The 17,349-nt window shown below is 47.4% G+C and carries 14 protein-coding genes; all 14 read right to left on the minus strand.

The window, feature by feature from the left end; all coding sequences use genetic code 11:
• Window positions 1–78 precede the first annotated feature (78 nt).
• Window positions 79–1,359 (minus strand): YycH family regulatory protein, encoded by a 1,281-nt coding sequence (locus MHI52_RS30835; protein ID WP_405158234.1) that lies wholly within the window; start codon window positions 1,357–1,359, stop codon window positions 79–81.
• Window positions 1,343–3,193 carry a cell wall metabolism sensor histidine kinase WalK gene (walK, locus tag MHI52_RS30840; RefSeq protein WP_036671863.1) on the minus strand — a complete coding sequence of 617 codons (1,851 nt, stop codon included), beginning with the start codon at window positions 3,191–3,193 and terminating at the stop codon, window positions 1,343–1,345. Before walK ends, MHI52_RS30835 begins: the two co-directional genes overlap by 17 nt.
• Window positions 3,193–3,915: a response regulator YycF gene (gene yycF, locus MHI52_RS30845; RefSeq protein ID WP_017691453.1), complete on the minus strand. Its 723-nt coding sequence runs from the start codon at window positions 3,913–3,915 to the stop codon at window positions 3,193–3,195. Before yycF ends, walK begins: the two co-directional genes overlap by 1 nt.
• A gap of 247 nt (window positions 3,916–4,162) precedes the next feature.
• Complete coding sequence (locus MHI52_RS30850) at window positions 4,163–5,695, minus strand: peptidoglycan DD-metalloendopeptidase family protein (RefSeq protein WP_100526836.1); 1,533 nt, start codon at window positions 5,693–5,695, stop codon at window positions 4,163–4,165.
• Window positions 5,696–6,181: 486 nt separating this feature from the next.
• Window positions 6,182–6,991 carry a class I SAM-dependent methyltransferase gene (locus MHI52_RS30855; protein ID WP_405158235.1) on the minus strand — a complete coding sequence of 270 codons (810 nt, stop codon included), beginning with the start codon at window positions 6,989–6,991 and terminating at the stop codon, window positions 6,182–6,184.
• A gap of 289 nt (window positions 6,992–7,280) precedes the next feature.
• Window positions 7,281–8,048 carry a hypothetical protein gene (locus MHI52_RS30860; RefSeq protein WP_405158236.1) on the minus strand — a complete coding sequence of 256 codons (768 nt, stop codon included), beginning with the start codon at window positions 8,046–8,048 and terminating at the stop codon, window positions 7,281–7,283.
• Between the two features lie 222 nt (window positions 8,049–8,270).
• Window positions 8,271–9,557 carry an adenylosuccinate synthase gene (locus MHI52_RS30865; protein WP_036671866.1) on the minus strand — a complete coding sequence of 429 codons (1,287 nt, stop codon included), beginning with the start codon at window positions 9,555–9,557 and terminating at the stop codon, window positions 8,271–8,273.
• Window positions 9,558–10,002: 445 nt separating this feature from the next.
• Window positions 10,003–11,364, minus strand: a complete 1,362-nt coding sequence (gene dnaB / locus MHI52_RS30870; protein WP_036611922.1) for a replicative DNA helicase — start codon at window positions 11,362–11,364, stop codon at window positions 10,003–10,005.
• 1 nt (window position 11,365) lies between these two features.
• On the minus strand, window positions 11,366–11,809 hold the full coding sequence (gene rplI / locus MHI52_RS30875) for a 50S ribosomal protein L9 (RefSeq protein WP_036611925.1): 444 nt from the start codon (window positions 11,807–11,809) through the stop codon (window positions 11,366–11,368).
• Window positions 11,806–13,797 carry a DHH family phosphoesterase gene (locus MHI52_RS30880; protein ID WP_076216655.1) on the minus strand — a complete coding sequence of 664 codons (1,992 nt, stop codon included), beginning with the start codon at window positions 13,795–13,797 and terminating at the stop codon, window positions 11,806–11,808. Before MHI52_RS30880 ends, rplI begins: the two co-directional genes overlap by 4 nt.
• 11 nt (window positions 13,798–13,808) lie before the next feature.
• Window positions 13,809–14,720 carry a DUF2232 domain-containing protein gene (locus MHI52_RS30885; RefSeq protein ID WP_036612044.1) on the minus strand — a complete coding sequence of 304 codons (912 nt, stop codon included), beginning with the start codon at window positions 14,718–14,720 and terminating at the stop codon, window positions 13,809–13,811.
• Window positions 14,721–14,725: 5 nt separating this feature from the next.
• Window positions 14,726–15,028: a MazG-like family protein gene (locus MHI52_RS30890; RefSeq protein ID WP_017691445.1), complete on the minus strand. Its 303-nt coding sequence runs from the start codon at window positions 15,026–15,028 to the stop codon at window positions 14,726–14,728.
• 265 nt (window positions 15,029–15,293) lie between these two features.
• Window positions 15,294–15,719 (minus strand): CBS domain-containing protein, encoded by a 426-nt coding sequence (locus MHI52_RS30895; protein WP_017691444.1) that lies wholly within the window; start codon window positions 15,717–15,719, stop codon window positions 15,294–15,296.
• A 184-nt stretch (window positions 15,720–15,903) separates the two neighbouring features.
• Window positions 15,904–16,938, minus strand: coding sequence for an LCP family protein (locus MHI52_RS30900; RefSeq protein WP_036671869.1), 1,035 nt, complete (start codon window positions 16,936–16,938; stop codon window positions 15,904–15,906).
• Between the last annotated feature and the right edge of the window lie 411 nt (window positions 16,939–17,349).

Below are 17,349 nucleotides of genomic sequence, written 5' to 3' on the forward strand. Positions count from 1 at the left end.
CTTTTTTCTGCCCTCTCCGTTATCGTGTGACCTTACACCTCGCTCGGATATCGAATGACTCCATTACCCTACAACCCATCAAGAAACGGTGGTTTCCTCCCCGTTTCCAAAGCGGATCACCCATACCGGAATCAGCTTTAGTCCGTCCTCAATCGAAGAAGGACGATATGCCGGGTACACGTCCACGACCTGGCGATTCTCACCTGCAACCTTTTTAATAAGAGCCTTCAGCTTGTTTCCGCCAGGCAACTTTACCGATTTCTTCGTCTCTGCACCTTCGTTCAGGTATTCCAGTGATCGCTCATAACTGGATACCGTCTCCTGCTGCATCTCCATACTGATCGTGCCAAAGCGGAACTGCATGGAATCCATAATCGGATAGCTACCATAATACTGTTGGAATTCAAGCTGCGTCTTGATGTCGGCGGTCTCCAACATCATGCGTGACCGGCCTTTCCAGCCACCATGCTGATTCACAAAATCAACCGCAGACAGCGCATCCTTCGCGGGATCACTCTGTCCCGCAGGCGGTGCCGCCGGATCGGTGTAACTGATCCAGCGCTGTTCCTGTTTTACCTGCAGACTACGTTTACTATCCGTGTAGATCTCCGATCCATCTTTTTCCCGGATATTCCGGGTCATGCTTGGATCGAAAAACAGACTACGCTGCATTTGCTCAACCGTGAACTGCCCTGTCGGCACATTTGCCTCAATCGTCTCCAGAGCTTCGGCCGGGATATAATACCCGCCATCCATCAGCGTATATGGCGTCCAGTTCGTACCGAAGTCAACATGCTGTTGCACGTCTTGTACTGTCAGGTCCGCCTGCGTTGCTTCGTATACCACGTCTCCCTTGGCGCTGAAGAACAGCGCATGGGCCTTCGTTTCATTTTTGGACGTATAGATCGAGATTCGGTTAATGGTCTCCCCTTGGAACAAGGAATCCGTCCCAAGCCTCATCACCCGCTGTAACAATGCTACGGGAATACCTTCTTTGAACGATAGCTCAAACCCAGGGTTCTCCTTGCGAATCTGATCCCAGTTCACCGATTGCACACTGCGGCGCTGAAAATCATCGAACGCCCGCCCCTGTAACCGTGAATAGATCAACTGATAGAACGTATTGCCAGGGTAAAACACCGTATGTTTATCCTCACCCAGATGAATAATCATCTGATCAGGGAAGATCAATTCTTCAATATTGCGTTCCTGACCCATATTTTCCGTCTTCACATAGTTCGTTTCTGACGTCACAATGGAATCCCCGCCTCCGGGCAAACGGTAGATTAGAAAATAACTCTGAACCAGACTGGCTACAACAAGGGCAGCAAGCACCAAGGATTTAATCCGTTCCTTCACGGTGCTCACCCCCTTTCTCACGCATCGGCAGTGTGAACGTTACTGTCGTTCCCACATCTACTTCAGACTCCAAAGAGATGCTTCCATCATGTGCCTTCACAATTTCCCGGGCAATGGACAGTCCTAGCCCTGTGCCTCCCATACTGCGGGAACGAGCCTTGTCCACCCGATAAAACCGCTCAAAAATGCGATCCAGATCACGCTGTGGGATACCCATTCCGGTATCCGATACCGAGATGGCAAGTGCATGTTCATCACTGCGTCTAGCCGCAATCGTAATGGTGCCGCCTTCCAATGTATATTTCAGCGCATTGGATACGACATTATCCAGCACCTGATCAATCTGGTCACGATCCAGCGGAACAGCCGGAATATCATTCTCTACAGACAGCACAGGCTGAATATCCTTCTGATGCATCTGAAACGAGAATCGATCCGTCACTTCCTCCAGCATTTCCAGGATATCGGTTGGCTGTTTACGTAGCAAAGCCTCTTTGGAATCCAACCGAGATAGATGCAGCAGATCCGTAACCAGTCGTATCATTCGCTCCGTCTCGTTTTGAATAACACCAACGAAACGACCGGCAAGCTGCGGATCTTCCAGTGCACCGTCATCCAGTGCTTCCGCGTAACTCTTGATCGTGGTCAGTGGTGTACGCAGTTCATGGGATACATTGGCTACGAATTCACGCCGGGATGCCTCAAGCTCTTCCTGCTCCGTAACATCCTGAAGTACGGCAATCGTTCCCGTGATCCCCCGTTCACGTCGATGAACTGGTGTAAACGTCATCCGAATGACCACAGGTTCTTCTTGTCCTGCGGGTGCAATCTGCAACAACGTTGAACCTGTGAAACCACTCGCGAGAGCTTCCGCATCCTCCGGATCAATACCGAGTAATATAGCGAAGTGTCTTCCTTCAATATCCGCAGGATGCATACCCAAAATGCTGCTGGCACGACGGTTTACGAGAATGACTTTACCGTACTCATCCGTAGCCACCACACCATCACTCATATTCGTCAGAATGGAAGTCAACTTCTCCTTCTCCTCTTCATTCAGTGAAAGTGCGTCCCGAAGCCTACTGGTCATATAGTTAAAAGCCCGACTGAGCTGACCAATCTCATCCGTGCCAAATACAGGTGTCTGCTGATCGAAGTTACCTTCTGCGACCGCTGTCGCTCTCCGAGTCACTTCCTTAATCGGCTGCGTTATCGTATGAGACAAGATCACGCCAAGTACCGCCGTTAGCACCAAGGCAATCAAAATGCCGGAGATAAAGATTTTGTTGATTCCCTCCATCGTGGAATACAGCTCGTTCATGGATGCCGCGATGTAGACCGCACCAATGATCTTGCCGCCGGACAGCACCGGCTTGGCGACGACCTTTTTGCGAACATTATCCTCGTCCACGATATATTCCTCATTGTCCCGAATGCCTTGCAGCGCACGGCTGACAACGGTCTGGGTGTTTTTGCGACCCACATAGTCCGAATGTGAACTTAGCGAGGTCGTGAGTACCTTGCCGCTGGCATCCAGCACCTGAATCTCGGCACCGTTAATGTTGAACAGGTTGTTCACCAGCACACGCAGATTTTCCGTTTTGTCCTCGCCAGCCTCTGCTTCTCCACCAGCCATCGTCTCCCCCACGAGAACCGACAGCATCTCCGCACGCGCCTGCAAGTCTTCCGTAAAGTTGCTCGTTAGTGAGTTCTTCATCGCGCTCACAAAATAAACCCCGATCAATTGCATCGCAATCAGAATCAGCAGTACATAGATAATGATCAATTTCGCCTGAATCGTTCGGAAGAACGAAAATCGCGCGAATCGGCCCATTATATCCCCACGCTTTTGGCACTGCGCACGAGATAACCGAGCCCGCGGCGAGTCAGAATCGTTTCCGGTTTGCTCGGATTCTCCTCAATCTTCTCACGCAAACGACGGATCGTGACATCCACGGTACGTACATCACCGAAATATTCATATCCCCATACCGCTTGTAGCAGATGTTCCCGTGTCATAACCTTGCCGGAATGCTTCGCCATATAATAGAGAAGTTCGTATTCACGGTGGGTCAGATCAAGCGGTTCTCCGCCTTTATAAGCCGTATACATGTCCATATCAAACGCCAGATCAAATAGCCGCATGACCTGCTTCTCTTCGTCTTCGTGCGCTTCTGCCGTAATCGCAAGCTTTTGCCGTCTGCGCATCTGTGCCTTCACCCGTGCAAGCAACTCACGCGTACTGAATGGCTTCGTCACGTAATCATCCGCACCCAATTCTAGTCCGAGCACCTTGTCGATCTCGCCATCTTTGGCGGTAAGCATAATGATTGGCATCTCTAGATGAGCGCGCACCTCGCGACAGACATCCATACCGTCCTTGCCCGGGAGCATCAGATCCAGCAGCATCAGGTCCGGTTTCTCGGATAACGCCAATTCAACCGCACGAATGCCATCAAATGCACAGATGACCTCGTAACCCTCTTTTTCCAAATTAAACTTCAGAATGTCCGCGATGGGCTGTTCATCGTCCACCACCAAAATCTTCCCCTGCATCGGCTAAGTTCACCCCTATATCCTGCTTAATCCGCGTTAGCGTTTATATCTCTCTTCTATGTTTAGCTTGTACCAAGCCTACTTGATTTGTTTCTCTAGTTTGTTGTTTATACTCTCTAGTTTAACATACCTGAAGCACCGTCACATCCTGATCGGAGGGTTGGAAGGTCTTTCATCTAAAAATTTTTTACAGCAACAAAAAACAAGGCCAGCATTATAGCCAACCTTGCTCTACTTAAGCTCTATATTAGTTCAGATACGTTAACGGATTTTCTACCGTTCCATTCTTAATAATCTCAAAATGCAGATGTGTTCCAGTCGAACGACCCGTGTTGCCCATAACGCCGATACTCTCGCCTTTTTCAACCACTTGTCCAACCTTAACGCCAATGCTGTTCAAATGTCCATACAGTGTTTCGTATCCGTTACGGTGGTTAATAATGATGACATTACCATAGCCGCTTTTCTGTCCTGCAAACGTAATTACACCCTCATCAGACGCTTTCACATCGCGGTTACCTACCAGATCGACACCTTTGTGCTGGCGACCCCAACGTTGTCCAAAGCTGCTACTCATCGTTGCATTTGATACCGGCCAAGCAAATTCACCTGTACCCTCACCAACAACTTTTGTTCCGCTAAGGACTACTTCAGTTACAGCTGCTTTAATCACTTCCTGACCAAGCCACTCTTCCTGAACCACTTCACCATTTTCTTTGGTTATACGATACTGCATGCTTTTCAAGCCGCTTTGTCCTGGGCGCACGACTTTTGTTGTACCTGCTTTCAACTCATCACTTTTGCGCACTTCCACTTGCGGTTTGATCTCAATCTGTTCAACAACCTGCTCAACCGATTTAACGGTTACCGCCGGTTTCGGAACGGTCAAGGTCAGTTCGTCTCCGATTTGAAGCGACGTTTCCTTGATGCCCGGATTATGCTTACGAATCTCGCTTTGTGTAATTTCATACTTGGCAGCGATCGAAGAGATTGTATCTCCTTCACGAACCACATAAGTTACAGGCGCGTCTTTACCAACGGTTAAAGCTTTAACCGCCTCGGACACATCCCATATTTTGTTTGGATCAGCCTTCACCACATCTGTCGCTACATCTTCCTTGATGCCTACCGACTTCAGGGTTGTGCTAGGTCCCTCCTCTTTCTTCGAGGAGTTAGCCGATACCGACTTCGTCTTAAGCGAACTTCGCACAGCCGATGCCGATATGTATTTGCTCTGCACTTGTTCCAGGATTGCATCCGCTGTTGCCTGATCCTTCACGATACCAATGACTTCACCGTCTACCTTGAGCTCCACACCTTTGGCGTAGGCTGTCAGCATGTCACCCAGTTTGTCCAGCGTCTCGTCACTGTTCACTTCAGGTTTGTACGCTCTTACCGTTTCGGTTGTGATGCCATCCGTGTTCAGCACCATCTCTGCATCCGGATATTTATGTTGATATTCCTCAGTTTTGTCTGTAAATAGTTGTTGTAATTGTGCCTCATCTGCAATGGTACCAATCTCGCTACCTTTAACCATTACTTTATAGTACGGTACGGTGTTTGCAGTAACATATTGTTTGCCTGCGAACCCGAGCGATGCTGCGATGAATACGCCACATGCTGCTGTAATGATCCATTTGCGCGAGGCCAGAACGCGCTTCTTATTCACACTGAAGGTGGACATGCTCATGTTGTTTTTGTCTTCGGCCGTCCGGTGTTCCCCGGATTGTTCGTGTACCCGGTCTTTGCCCGGTTGGCGTATGCCTCTGAAACCTTTCATGATTCTCTCCTTTTCAGCACTTCTCAGTTCGCATTTCTGTCAAGACATCACCCATCGTGTCTGTCCCATGCTCGTTGATACTTGTATTGGGTGTCCGCAAAATCAGGACTTTAGCTACGCTCGTAAAAGTGTCAAAATTTTAACCTTTTATCACACCCGTATACTTTAACACAGGTTTTACACTCATTTCAACTCTACACGTCACACCGCAAAGCCATGCCCCGCTTGCTTTCCCTGAATTATCCATAAGATAGTACGGCTGGTCCATCACCCATTATGCCTCAACATCCGCTGTACTATGTACTTTTATTCGCAAATTAAGACTAGGTTCTAAGACCCAGTGAAATATGCTTTATTTTTCATAAAAATACAATTAAAATCCCTCACCAGATCAACTCTGATAAGGGATTACGTAAACAACCTGTTTGTGGTTTATCTTAAACTGGATTTCATCTCATGCCACAATAGAAATTAACTTTTATGTCTCTATTCTTTGACTGCAAGAATTACAAATCGCTTTTGCTGTACTTCCCAGAATCCATTGTGCTCCATCTCCATATGAATATCCATTAACGGCTGACGGAACTGTTCCACTTTGAAATCAGGTACTTGCCACGGGATAGTCTTTAGATAATATACCAGTGCGCCTATATCATAGAAACGTTGTGCAGGGGTTGCTTCCCGTTGCTCCAGAATACGGAATCCAGACTGTTCCAGCTGAAGAACAGCACGATCCAGTTCCCATCCAGCGTAATCCGCTGGCATAGGAATGCCGAGCCGATCATTGATCTCCCTGCCATCTGACCAACCTACCTGTTGAGTTAGAAACATTCCCCCTACCGATAGAATCCGCCTAACTTCCCGCTCATCATACGACTCATGCCGATTAAGAATCAGATCGAATTCCCCATCTGTGAAAGGAAGTTGCGAATCATCAGTCACTGGAAGCACCTTCACACCGAGCGGCTGTAAACGTTCCTCTGCAATAGGTATATTGGGGAGATAGCCCTCGGTCGCACATGTGTATGGAGGAAGGGGACGGAGTCTGGACAGCATCTCTCCTCCACCAGTCCCCATGTCGAGCATTCGTTCTGTTTGATTCAATAATCGGCGCGCCATCGTTCCATATGACCAAGGTAATATTCCGCTCTGGAGTCTCCCACTCCCTGTTACATAGCTAAAATCCCAGCCACTAAACGGCTGGTCCGCCTCTTGCAGCCCTTGCTCGTATCGCTCTTTCGCCGCCTCGGTAAACTCTTTTACTGATGGTTCTGAATTAGAATGATATAAGTTCATGGTCAATACAACCTCCAATTAGTGTATTCGTAAACACAAGTCCATCGGTTCTCTTGAAAGCACCTATGAACGGAGGTCCACGAATTGGACTGGAGGTTTCTGCAATGTTGCCTGAACGTTTTTATATGTTGTGTTCTTTACCTTTATATTTCATACACTTTTCCCTCCTACAGGAATTTCCAGAATTTATTTAAATAAATTATATTCAATCATCCTCGACAAGTCCATTACATTATGAATCAGGCGATACGTCTATGAGCACGCCTGTCTTCCCTGCCTGCCTATCATCCTATTCTGTTTGCAGTACTTCCATTAGGTTGTCGTACTCTTCACTGGTCAGGTACTTCGAGATCACCTGTTCAATCTCACGTAATTCCTGTTCCGTTAGGCCACCTTCCATGGCACCTGAGATCTGTTGCATTTCTTTCTGTGGAAGCTTATTCATGAGCAGGCTGAAGATTTTTTCTTTCTCCTCTGCTGGCAGCTTGTCCTTCGCTCCTGTAATGTCATCCGGTGATACAACAATGGCATCATTGCCTGAAGAAGCACCGCCGCTGGCCGCTCCGGTTCCATTGCCTGAAGCCGAACCACTACCCTGATCTGTTCCTGAGTCATTACCCGTGCCCGTATCCGTCCCATTGCCTGCACTTTTGCCTGAATTTGATCCGCCAGTCGTATCTGTACCTGAGCCTACACCTGCGCCCTCGCCTGAGCCGCTCCCTTGGGACGCATTATTGCCTGCATCTACGCCAGATTGACCGCTCTCCGTCCCATTCCCCATAACTGAAACAGCATCTTCCGGAACCTTCTCTTCGTCCGCTCCTGTCGGCTGATCTGTCGTCCCATTTCCCGATTTATTCCCCTCGCTGGTTTTACCGCCCAAAGCACCTTGGAACATGGCGTTTAACCCCATGGGTTGACCTTCCCACTGAATATTGAAACTCGCGAGTAGCGACTTCGCATATGACTGTACAATTAATCCGGTCGTGAGCAGTGTCAGTGAACTGACCAGCAACACGGTTAGCACGATTTTGACAAACCACACAAGCAACTTCATTCCGTTCTCTCCCTCCGATTATCCCACCCGTCTAACATGCGCATGTCGGGGTCTGTGACTCTACTGTTAACCAGTATTGACGGAAATCTCGGGATTATATCCGAAAAAAATACAAAAAACCTCCAGTCATCGCTATAAAAGCAACAACTGGAGGCTCAACATGCCTAAGTAGGCAGAGGATTCTATTTTATAATTCAAGAAACAATCTCTCTATTTCTTCGATTACTCGTAGATTGGAAGAACTTGATTTGTTTGCTCACGGTTACGACCAACGGAGAAGATGGCAATTGGAATGCCTGTCAGTTCGGAAACACGTTTTACATAATTCTGTGTGTTCACTGGCAGGTCTTCAAGTTTCTTCGCTCCAGTGATATCTTCGCTCCAGCCTGGCATCTCTTCGTATACCGCTTCACATTCTGCCAGCATTTTGAGGCTTGCCGGATAGTGTGTGATGACCTCGCCGCGGAATTTGTATCCTGTGCAGATTTTTACGGTTTCCAGACCTGTCATTACGTCCAGAGAGTTCAGGGACAGACCTGTAATTCCACTGACACGACGCGCGTGGCGAACAACAACACTATCGAACCAACCTACACGACGTGGACGTCCAGTTACCGTACCGTACTCATGTCCAGTCTCACGGATTTGGTCGCCGATTGCATCATGCAATTCCGTAGGGAATGGGCCATCTCCTACACGGGTTGTGTAAGCTTTCGCTACCCCAATGACTTGCTGAATACGAGCCGGGCCTACGCCAGAACCGATACATACGCCACCTGCGGACGGATTGGATGATGTAACAAATGGATAAGTTCCTTGATCAAGGTCCAACATAACGCCTTGTGCACCTTCAAACAATACTTTTTTGTCCTCATCAATATATTCGTTCAGAACAACCGATGTATCACGTACGTAAGGACGCAGAATTTCAGCATATCCGAGGTAATCTTGCAGAATCTCTTCCACATCAACAGGCTGGCCGCCGTAGACTTGCTCGATGACGCGGTTTTTTTCTTTGACCAGATGACGCAGTTTCAGTTCGAAATCTTCAGCATCCAGCAGGTCAACCATCCGAATACCAATACGAGCTGATTTGTCCATGTAACATGGGCCAATTCCTTTGCCAGTCGTACCGATTTTGTTCGGGCCTTTGCTCTCTTCTTCGAGTGCATCCAATACCATGTGATATGGCAGGATGATATGTGCGCGCTCACTGATGGACAGGTTCTTCGTTGTAAAATCATTGTCATGAATATAGTTAATTTCTTCGATGAGTGCCTTCGGGTTGATAACCATTCCGTTACCAATAACACACGCTTTATCCGTGTAGAAAATCCCTGATGGAATCATCGTCAGTTTATATTTTTTGTTATCAATCAGAATTGTATGACCCGCATTGTTACCACCTTGATAACGAGCCACCACATCAGCGCTCTCCGCCAAATAATCCGTGATTTTACCTTTTCCTTCGTCTCCCCATTGCGTTCCCACTACAACTACCGTTGACATAGTTAACATTCCTCCGTGGGTGCCTTGCGCACCTTTGTATTGGTCTGTCCGTCCTCTATCCCGGCAGGCATGTTACGCAATAAACCGACTGAGAAGCGTGCTAACGGACAGTAAAAATGTCCTTCCGTTACATTCAAGGGAAGGTTTGCGCTGCTTTAACGCAGCAGTATTAGTGTACCAGTACCCTTTTTCAAAGTCAAATCAAATGGCGAACAATTAGATATAGTACAACCGTAATGTTCGGGATTTGCCCATTATTTCGACACAAAAAACCGGAGACTTCAGTCCAAGCTTGCTTGACTGCTATCACCGGTTCAAGGATACCCATTTTAATGTGAATCTATATCTGGTATTTATCACACATGTTTGCGTTCAGTTGCTCTAATGGTTGATCTTCGGGACAGACGATTCTGGCTTCTTGATCGAAGCCTTCAGCACCTGCCCATTACATCGCGAAGGCATCATTGTGTGCCCTCTCGTAATTGACGAATTTATTAAAGTTTTTCAGGAAGACCAGTTCCACCGTACCTACCGGTCCGTTACGCTGTTTAGCGATAATGATCTCGATAATATTTTTCTTCTCGGTCTCTTGGTTATAGTAGTCATCCCGGTACAGGAACGCTACGATGTCGGCATCTTGCTCGATCGAACCCGATTCCCGCAAGTCACTCATCATCGGACGTTTGTCCTGACGTTGCTCTACACCCCGGCTCAGCTGGGACAAGGCAATAACCGGAACTTCCAGTTCCCGGCCAATCTGTTTCAGTGTACGTGAAATCTCGGATACCTCTTGTTGACGGTTCTCCCCTGCTTTACCACGACCACTAATCAGTTGAAGATAGTCAATCAGGATCATACCGAGGCCTTTCTCTTTCTTCAGGCGACGGCATTTGGCACGAATATCCGCTACGGTAATCCCTGGCGTATCATCTATGAAGATGTTGGCTTCTGACAAAGCTGCAATACCCATCGTCAGCTTCTGCCAGTCTTCATCACCCTTGAAGTCACCCATACGCATTACGCTGGCATCCAGGTTGGCTTCCGCACAGATCATACGTTGCACCAGCTGGGCAGCTGACATCTCCAGACTGAAGATGGCTACCGTCTCCTGGGCCCGAATGGCTACGTTCTGAGCGATATTCAGGGCGAAGGCCGTCTTACCTACGGAAGGACGGGCCGCTACAATGATCAAGTCACTGCGCTGGAATCCGGCAGTCATCTTGTCCAGATCAATAAACCCGGACGGAATACCTGTCGTTGTACCCTTATTCTGATGAAGTGTTTCCACACGATCGAATACTTCCATCAGTACGTCCTGTATGGCTATAAAACCACTACTGGAGCGACGGTTGGAGATCTCCAGAATGCGACGTTCAGCTTCTCCGAGCATCGCTGCAACATCTTCTCCGCCTGTATATCCTTCGCTCACGATCTGTGTTGCCGTACGAATCAGGCGACGCAGCATCGATTTCTCTTCGATAATCTGAGCGTAATAGTCTACGTTCGCGGCTGTAGGTACACCATGGGCTAGCTTCGCCAGATAACTAACGCCCCCGATGTCCTCCAGCTCACCTTTATCCTTCAGAAGCGAAGTCAGTGTCACGAGGTCAATTGGTTGATTTCCCTCACCAAGCTGGATCATCGCTTCAAAGATTAATTGATGGGGTTTATCATAGAAATCCTCGGTTTGCACCCGTTCCATCGCTGTAATCAGGGCCTCGCCCTGCAACAGGATTGCACCCAGCACGGCCTGTTCGGCTTCCAGGTTCTGCGGGGGAATCCGGTCGAATAACATTTCTCCGCCCATCTTACTCTTCCGTTACCTGTACCTTCAAGGTTGCCTTCACTTCAGGGTGAACCTTGACAGTTACTTGTGTTACGCCGAGTGTACGAATAGGCTCGTCCAGCTCAATTTTACGTTTGTCTACTTTCAGACCTTTTTTAGACAAAGCTTCTGCGATCTGTTTGCTAGTAATGGCGCCAAACAGACGACCGCCTTCGCCGGACTTGGCTTTCAGTTCAGTCACTTCTGCTTCTAGCTTCTTCGCAAGTGCTTCCGCTTCCGCTTTCTCTTCCTGTTTGAGTCTTTCCTCAGCCGCCTTCTGGTTGTCCAGTGTCTTCATATTGCCGTCCGTTGCCAGACGTGCGATTCCCCGTGGCAATAAGAAGTTCTGTGCGTAACCCTCAGATACTTCTTTCACTTGCCCTTTCTTGCCTTGACCCTTCATATCTTTTATAAAAATGACTTTCATTCGAACAGCCCCTCTTCCTTTTCGATTTCAGCCAGTACGTTCGTCAGCCGTTTTTCCGCCTCTCCAAGCGTTCCTTCAAGCTGCACGGCAGCATTCGTCAAATGTCCGCCACCGCCCAGTCGTTCCATGACAACCTGAACATTCATGCGCCCCAGCGATCTCGCGCTGATGCCAATCAGTCCATCCGGACGCTCACTAATCACAAATGAAGCGACCACGTCAGTCATGTTCAGCAATGTGTCCGCCACCTGGGCGATCATCATCTGTGAAATCTTGCTGCCAGGGTCGGTGACCGCCAGCGCAATGTTTCCATATACCATTTTAGCATGCTTTATGATTTCTGCCTTAGCAATATATTCTGACAGATCCTCTTTCATCAACCGCTGGATCATAATGGTGTCCGCACCGCTACGGCGCAGGAAGCCTGCCGCTTCGAACGTTCTGGACCCCGTGTGCAGTGCAAAATGCTTCGTATCCACCGTAATCCCGGCAAGTAGAGCCGTAGCTTCTAGCGGAGTGAATTGTACCTTATCATGAATGTATTGCAAGAGTTCTGTTACCAATTCGGCAGCAGAGGACGCATAAGGTTCCAGATAGATCAACACTGCGTCATTGATGAACTCTTCACCCCGGCGATGGTGATCCACAACTACGACACGGGTAGCAGACTGTACCAGTTTTGGCTCCATGGTCATGGAGGCCTTATGAGTATCCACCACCACCAGTAACGTGTGCTCGGTCATCATCTGGGTTGCCTGTTCCGGTGATACAAATGCTTTGGACAACTTCTCGTCCTTGTTCACTTGCTCCATCATGCGTTCAATCGATGGATTAATTCCATCCAGGACAATTCGTGCTTCCACATTGTACAGACTGGCCGCTTTCCACACTCCGATGGATGCGCCGATCGCGTCCATATCCGGAATTTTGTGCCCCATGATGAGCACCCGATCGCTCTCCTGCATGAGATCACGTAGCGCGTGCGCAATAACGCGGGCTCTTACCCGTGTCCGTTTCTCCACTGCGTTAGACTTACCGCCATAGAAAGACAGGCGTTGTCCGGACTTCACGGCAGCCTGATCACCACCACGTCCAAGTGCCATGTCCAGACTGGACTGTGCCAGTTCTCCCATCTCACTGATGCTATCCGATCCAAACGCCAGTCCAACACTGAGTGTCATTGGCACTTTGAGGTCAGCAGTCATCTCCCGAACTTCATCCAAAATGACAAATCGGCTCTGCTCCAGTTCCTGCAAAGACTTATGATTCAGCATCAACAGATAACGATCAGAAGACAGACGGCGCAGGTACACTTCGTACCGCTTGGCCCATGACGTAATCTCGCTAGTCACACGGGCAATCAGTGCTGTACGCTGTTGATCGTCCATGCCTTGGGCAGCCTCGTCCAGATTATCCAGAACGAGAATTCCCAATGCAAGGCGTTCATTTTCATATTTATCACGAAGAATGGCTAGCTCCGTAATCTCGTATACATATACATACCGCTCCTGCGGGTTATGAATAACTCCATAATGCCGATCATCCAACTGGAATTCGTCATGCAACTCCTTGGATGAATGTTCCTTCGTCCCATCCTTCTTCTCTTTAGGCTGAGGAAGTTTGGGAAACATATTAAGTAGCGGATTACCCACCATTGTCTTCTCCTGGAACATCTCCGCGACAAAGCGGTTATGCCACTCTACCGTACGATCTTCGCTGTACAGCACAATTCCGAATGGAAGCATGCTGACCGCTTCCCCCTCCATCCGTTTGATCCGAATAGATAGGCCATTAATGTAGTCGTTAAGCTCACGGCGGAACGCGAGCTCCGCCTTAATCATGACGATTCCCAGCGCCGAAGCCAGTATCAGACTAATCAAACCAAGCGTCCAGTTATAAATGGTAACGAACATAACGAGCAACAGCAGCAGTATGAACGCCCATACGGTATAGTAGCCGTGCCAGCGTTTCTTCAGAAATTTAGGCATGACTCATCACCCTATCGTTTTGATTTCGATATTGCCTCACGAAGCGGGAACGCCAGATCGATAATTCCGATAATCCGAAGCGGACCAATGAAGAAGACCGCTGCCGCCAGGAAATATGGTATAACCGGATTCCATTTCTTTGTATGTGAGAGAAAGAAGAAGAAACCGATCGCTTGAATCATGAAGCCCAGATTAATTAACGGCGACAGATTCATGGCAATCATGGTCCAGTATGTTCCATCACTTTGTCTGGAGATCACTTCGATCAAGAGAGCAAGGAAATAATACCAGATCAATGCACGCGGCATACGCCATTCTCTCGCTGGTGGAAGCTTCGATACCACCACACCCATCACGTTCAGAATTGGACGAGCTATGGCGTGTGTAATAAAGGCCATTACCATCGATGTGACAACGAGAGCAAACGGAATCATAAGTTGTGTTTGTTTGGCAACATCCTCGGTCATCTCAGGTGTCCATGCAAAACCGTTAATCATCTGATTCGATGTATTGGTTAACGGTTCAATGGTCAATTTGACCACATCTTCAATATAACTGGACAGGTCGAATTGGAAAATGACGCTGCCGACCAAGAGCAACAACAAGTATTCTGCCAACATCATGCCACTTCCCGCCATCAGCGCGAACAGGGCTGATTTGCGTGTTTTATACGCGTGACCCATAACGATCGCAGGCAGGGTAAAGATGAGCAATAGTAACAGATAGATGGGGTGGAATACAACCAAAATAACGGCTACGGGCACGAGATGCCATATAAATGATTTTAAAGATAATGAAGCATACAAAATAACTCCCGGAATCATCATAAAAAATATGGCAAGTACCGATAAAGGAGTTAACAGCGAAAGTAGCAAGAGCAGATAGACTGCGCTCCAAACAGCTGATTTAAAGCTAAATTTCAACAAATTCACCTCTTACGCATATGATCTTCTAGCGCGGAAATATCTTGGTACCAGTCTTCAAGCTGGTGACCTTCCTGTTTATGCTTTTTCAACTTCTCAACTAGCAGTGCATCCAGATCCTTGAAAGGAATACCGAGCCGGCGGCCCAATATGTAACTACTCATAATCAAACTGGCAAGACTGTCCCCGATTCGAGTTGTACTGCCTTCCCATAACGCCTTGAATAATCGGGATACCTGATCAAGCACTTCGGTTTTCAGCCATTCAATCACTTTAGCGCGTTTGGCTACATCCAGTTCTTTAGGCATATTGGCGAAAGTCACTCTCCCCCGAAAAAGCTTTATTCTCGATTATAGCATAAAAAGAGGGCCCGCAAAATTACCCCAAAAAACGGAGAAGTTCTCCGAAACTGATGTCAGGTACTTATGCGGAGTCCTCCGTACATCCTATCGACCTATATATTTGTAAAAAACTTCGAATGCGCCCCTGATTCAGGACTTCTTAAGTTTAACATGATACTGGACGGCTGTGATTATCCCTCATGACACAATAATGTTTAAATTCGTAACAGCCTTACTTAGCCTTGATCGATTCTTTGGCTACAATGCCCTCGCAGTACTCAATAATCTGACTCCGTCTGACAATACCAATGAACCGATCCATATCATCGACCACAGGAACAAAGTTCTGAACTTTAGCCAGATTAATCAGGTCCTCCATGTTGGCGTTAATGGATACAGGTTTAATGTCCAAGCGAAGGGGAACATCCTTGAGCAAGAACTTTGAAGCGTTTTCAAATGAAATCTTTCCCTCAGCATTCTTCATATACCACAGTAAGTCGCCTTCGGTAACCGTACCAATATATTTGCCCTCTTTATTCAAAATGGGTACCGCCGTAAAACGATGATATTCCATCCGTTCCAACGTTTGCCGCAGCGTAGAATCCGACGTCACGCACGTAACCTCTTGTTTGGGTAGCAAAAAAAATGCGATGTTCATACCCTTGTGTATCCTCCTTGTGAATTTCTTCGTTCAACTTATCTCGCTCAACTTATATTATACGGATCAGAACGCAGGATGTTCCAAAAGGATAATAGTTCTCAATACAAAGAAAAAAAACAGCAGCCCGCGAATAAACGTACTGCTGATTGTGGTCTACAACACATCATTGGTATGGAATTGGTTATTCAATCTTTTGCCGGTCAGGGATCATGACTTCACCGGCTGGGGTCGATTGATCCATCCAGTTGTTAATCAGCTCTTTGGCATATTGGACATCTTTCTCGTCAGCCTGACCATAATAGATACCGTCTTTTTTCATTCCCTCACCCAGGATGGTGAAGCTCGAAATCTGCGGTTTCTCCTGAGTAAGCACTTGTTTAGCCAGATCAATAATGAAAGAAGCTCGCATATCCGTCTGGAAGCTGTCTCCCATGATCTGAATCAATTCTGGAATTTTGGCGATTTGATTCAAATTCAGCATCTCATTCGCCATCGCGTTCAGGAAAATCTGCTGCCGCTTGGTGCGATTAAAATCGCTATCCTCACGGTATCTTACATAATACAGTGCTTCCTGCCCGTCATAGATCGGCTTACCGCCTTCAATCGTGAATTGCACATGATCAGGATTCTTGTTTACAATGTCCTCATCGATTGGCAGTTTTACACCACCAAGCGCATCAACCACTTTTTTGATTCCGTCGAAGTTGATCGTTGCATAATAACCCACATCAGCATCAAGGAATTTCTCCACGGTATTGATGGACATATTCTCCCCACCAAAAGCATAGGCATGCGCCAGCTTATCATAATCATCTTCGCCGTCCTTGTTGGCATCCCGTCCTACAATCTGCACATACGTATCACGTGGAATGGATACCAACAGCACACGGGATTCCTTCGGACGTACTACAGCATAGATGACGGTATCGGAACGTCCACGCGTTTTCTCATAGGCGCGTTTGTCCGAACCGAGCAGTAATACGGAAAATGGTTCCTTACGGTATACCGTTGGATCAGGCGTGTTGTTGCCTTCTTGCGGTACATAAGAGCGGGATAACTGATCTTCTACCGAACCGGCGAGAAACAGATCAAATGCCGCTACAGCCAGTTGCTGACGGAACAAATAACCTCCGATTAACAAAACAACAAGTGAAACGAGCGTTATATATAGGCCTTTTCTTCTTTTCTTCTTCTTATCCTTAGTTCTGCTTTTCATCCATCGATTCCTTCTTCACTATCGAAATGATACTGCCTACTATATAAGTTTCATCTAATATTTACACTAATAACGGAGAGGTCAGAAAAAACCTGAAGAAGCGTAGCGCTCACCTTTATCAACGGATTTTTACCTTTTGAATAAGGTAATTTTAAAAAAATCTGGGGATAACAGCGATCGGAAGGTTATTCTGAACTCGCAGTGATGAAGTGTAACGATTCGTTCAACTTATATAATACCAATTAAACGTCTGAGATGTCTTGTGACTCGGTGTTCACTGAAGTTTTCTCTCTCTGGAATCAAGACACCGCTTACGCTCGTTCTATTGTAATCATTGCAGGAGCAAGAAAAGTTACAATCCGGTTAAATTGAAAAGAACAGCGACTCCTTTTTAGCTACAAAAGGTGCACT

Origin of the sequence: Paenibacillus sp. FSL H8-0283 (assembly GCF_045040675.1) — a bacterium.
GTDB lineage: Bacteria > Bacillota > Bacilli > Paenibacillales > Paenibacillaceae > Paenibacillus > Paenibacillus amylolyticus.

Bases quoted from the DNA above. Each gene is read 5' to 3' on its own strand.
- walK (WP_036671863.1), bottom strand. From the start codon at position 3,193: ATGGGCCGATTCGCGCGATTTTCGTTCTTCCGAACGATTCAGGCGAAA.
- yycF (WP_017691453.1), bottom strand. From the start codon at position 3,915: ATGCAGGGGAAGATTTTGGTGGTGGACGATGAACAGCCCATCGCGGAC.
- MHI52_RS30850 (WP_100526836.1), bottom strand. From the start codon at position 5,695: ATGAAAGGTTTCAGAGGCATACGCCAACCGGGCAAAGACCGGGTACAC.
- MHI52_RS30855 (WP_405158235.1), bottom strand. From the start codon at position 6,991: ATGAACTTATATCATTCTAATTCAGAACCATCAGTAAAAGAGTTTACC.
- MHI52_RS30860 (WP_405158236.1), bottom strand. From the start codon at position 8,048: ATGAAGTTGCTTGTGTGGTTTGTCAAAATCGTGCTAACCGTGTTGCTG.
- MHI52_RS30865 (WP_036671866.1), bottom strand. From the start codon at position 9,557: ATGTCAACGGTAGTTGTAGTGGGAACGCAATGGGGAGACGAAGGAAAA.
- dnaB (WP_036611922.1), bottom strand. From the start codon at position 11,364: ATGGGCGGAGAAATGTTATTCGACCGGATTCCCCCGCAGAACCTGGAA.
- rplI (WP_036611925.1), bottom strand. From the start codon at position 11,809: ATGAAAGTCATTTTTATAAAAGATATGAAGGGTCAAGGCAAGAAAGGG.
- MHI52_RS30880 (WP_076216655.1), bottom strand. From the start codon at position 13,797: ATGCCTAAATTTCTGAAGAAACGCTGGCACGGCTACTATACCGTATGG.
- MHI52_RS30890 (WP_017691445.1), bottom strand. From the start codon at position 15,028: ATGCCTAAAGAACTGGATGTAGCCAAACGCGCTAAAGTGATTGAATGG.
- MHI52_RS30895 (WP_017691444.1), bottom strand. From the start codon at position 15,719: ATGAACATCGCATTTTTTTTGCTACCCAAACAAGAGGTTACGTGCGTG.
- MHI52_RS30900 (WP_036671869.1), bottom strand. From the start codon at position 16,938: ATGAAAAGCAGAACTAAGGATAAGAAGAAGAAAAGAAGAAAAGGCCTA.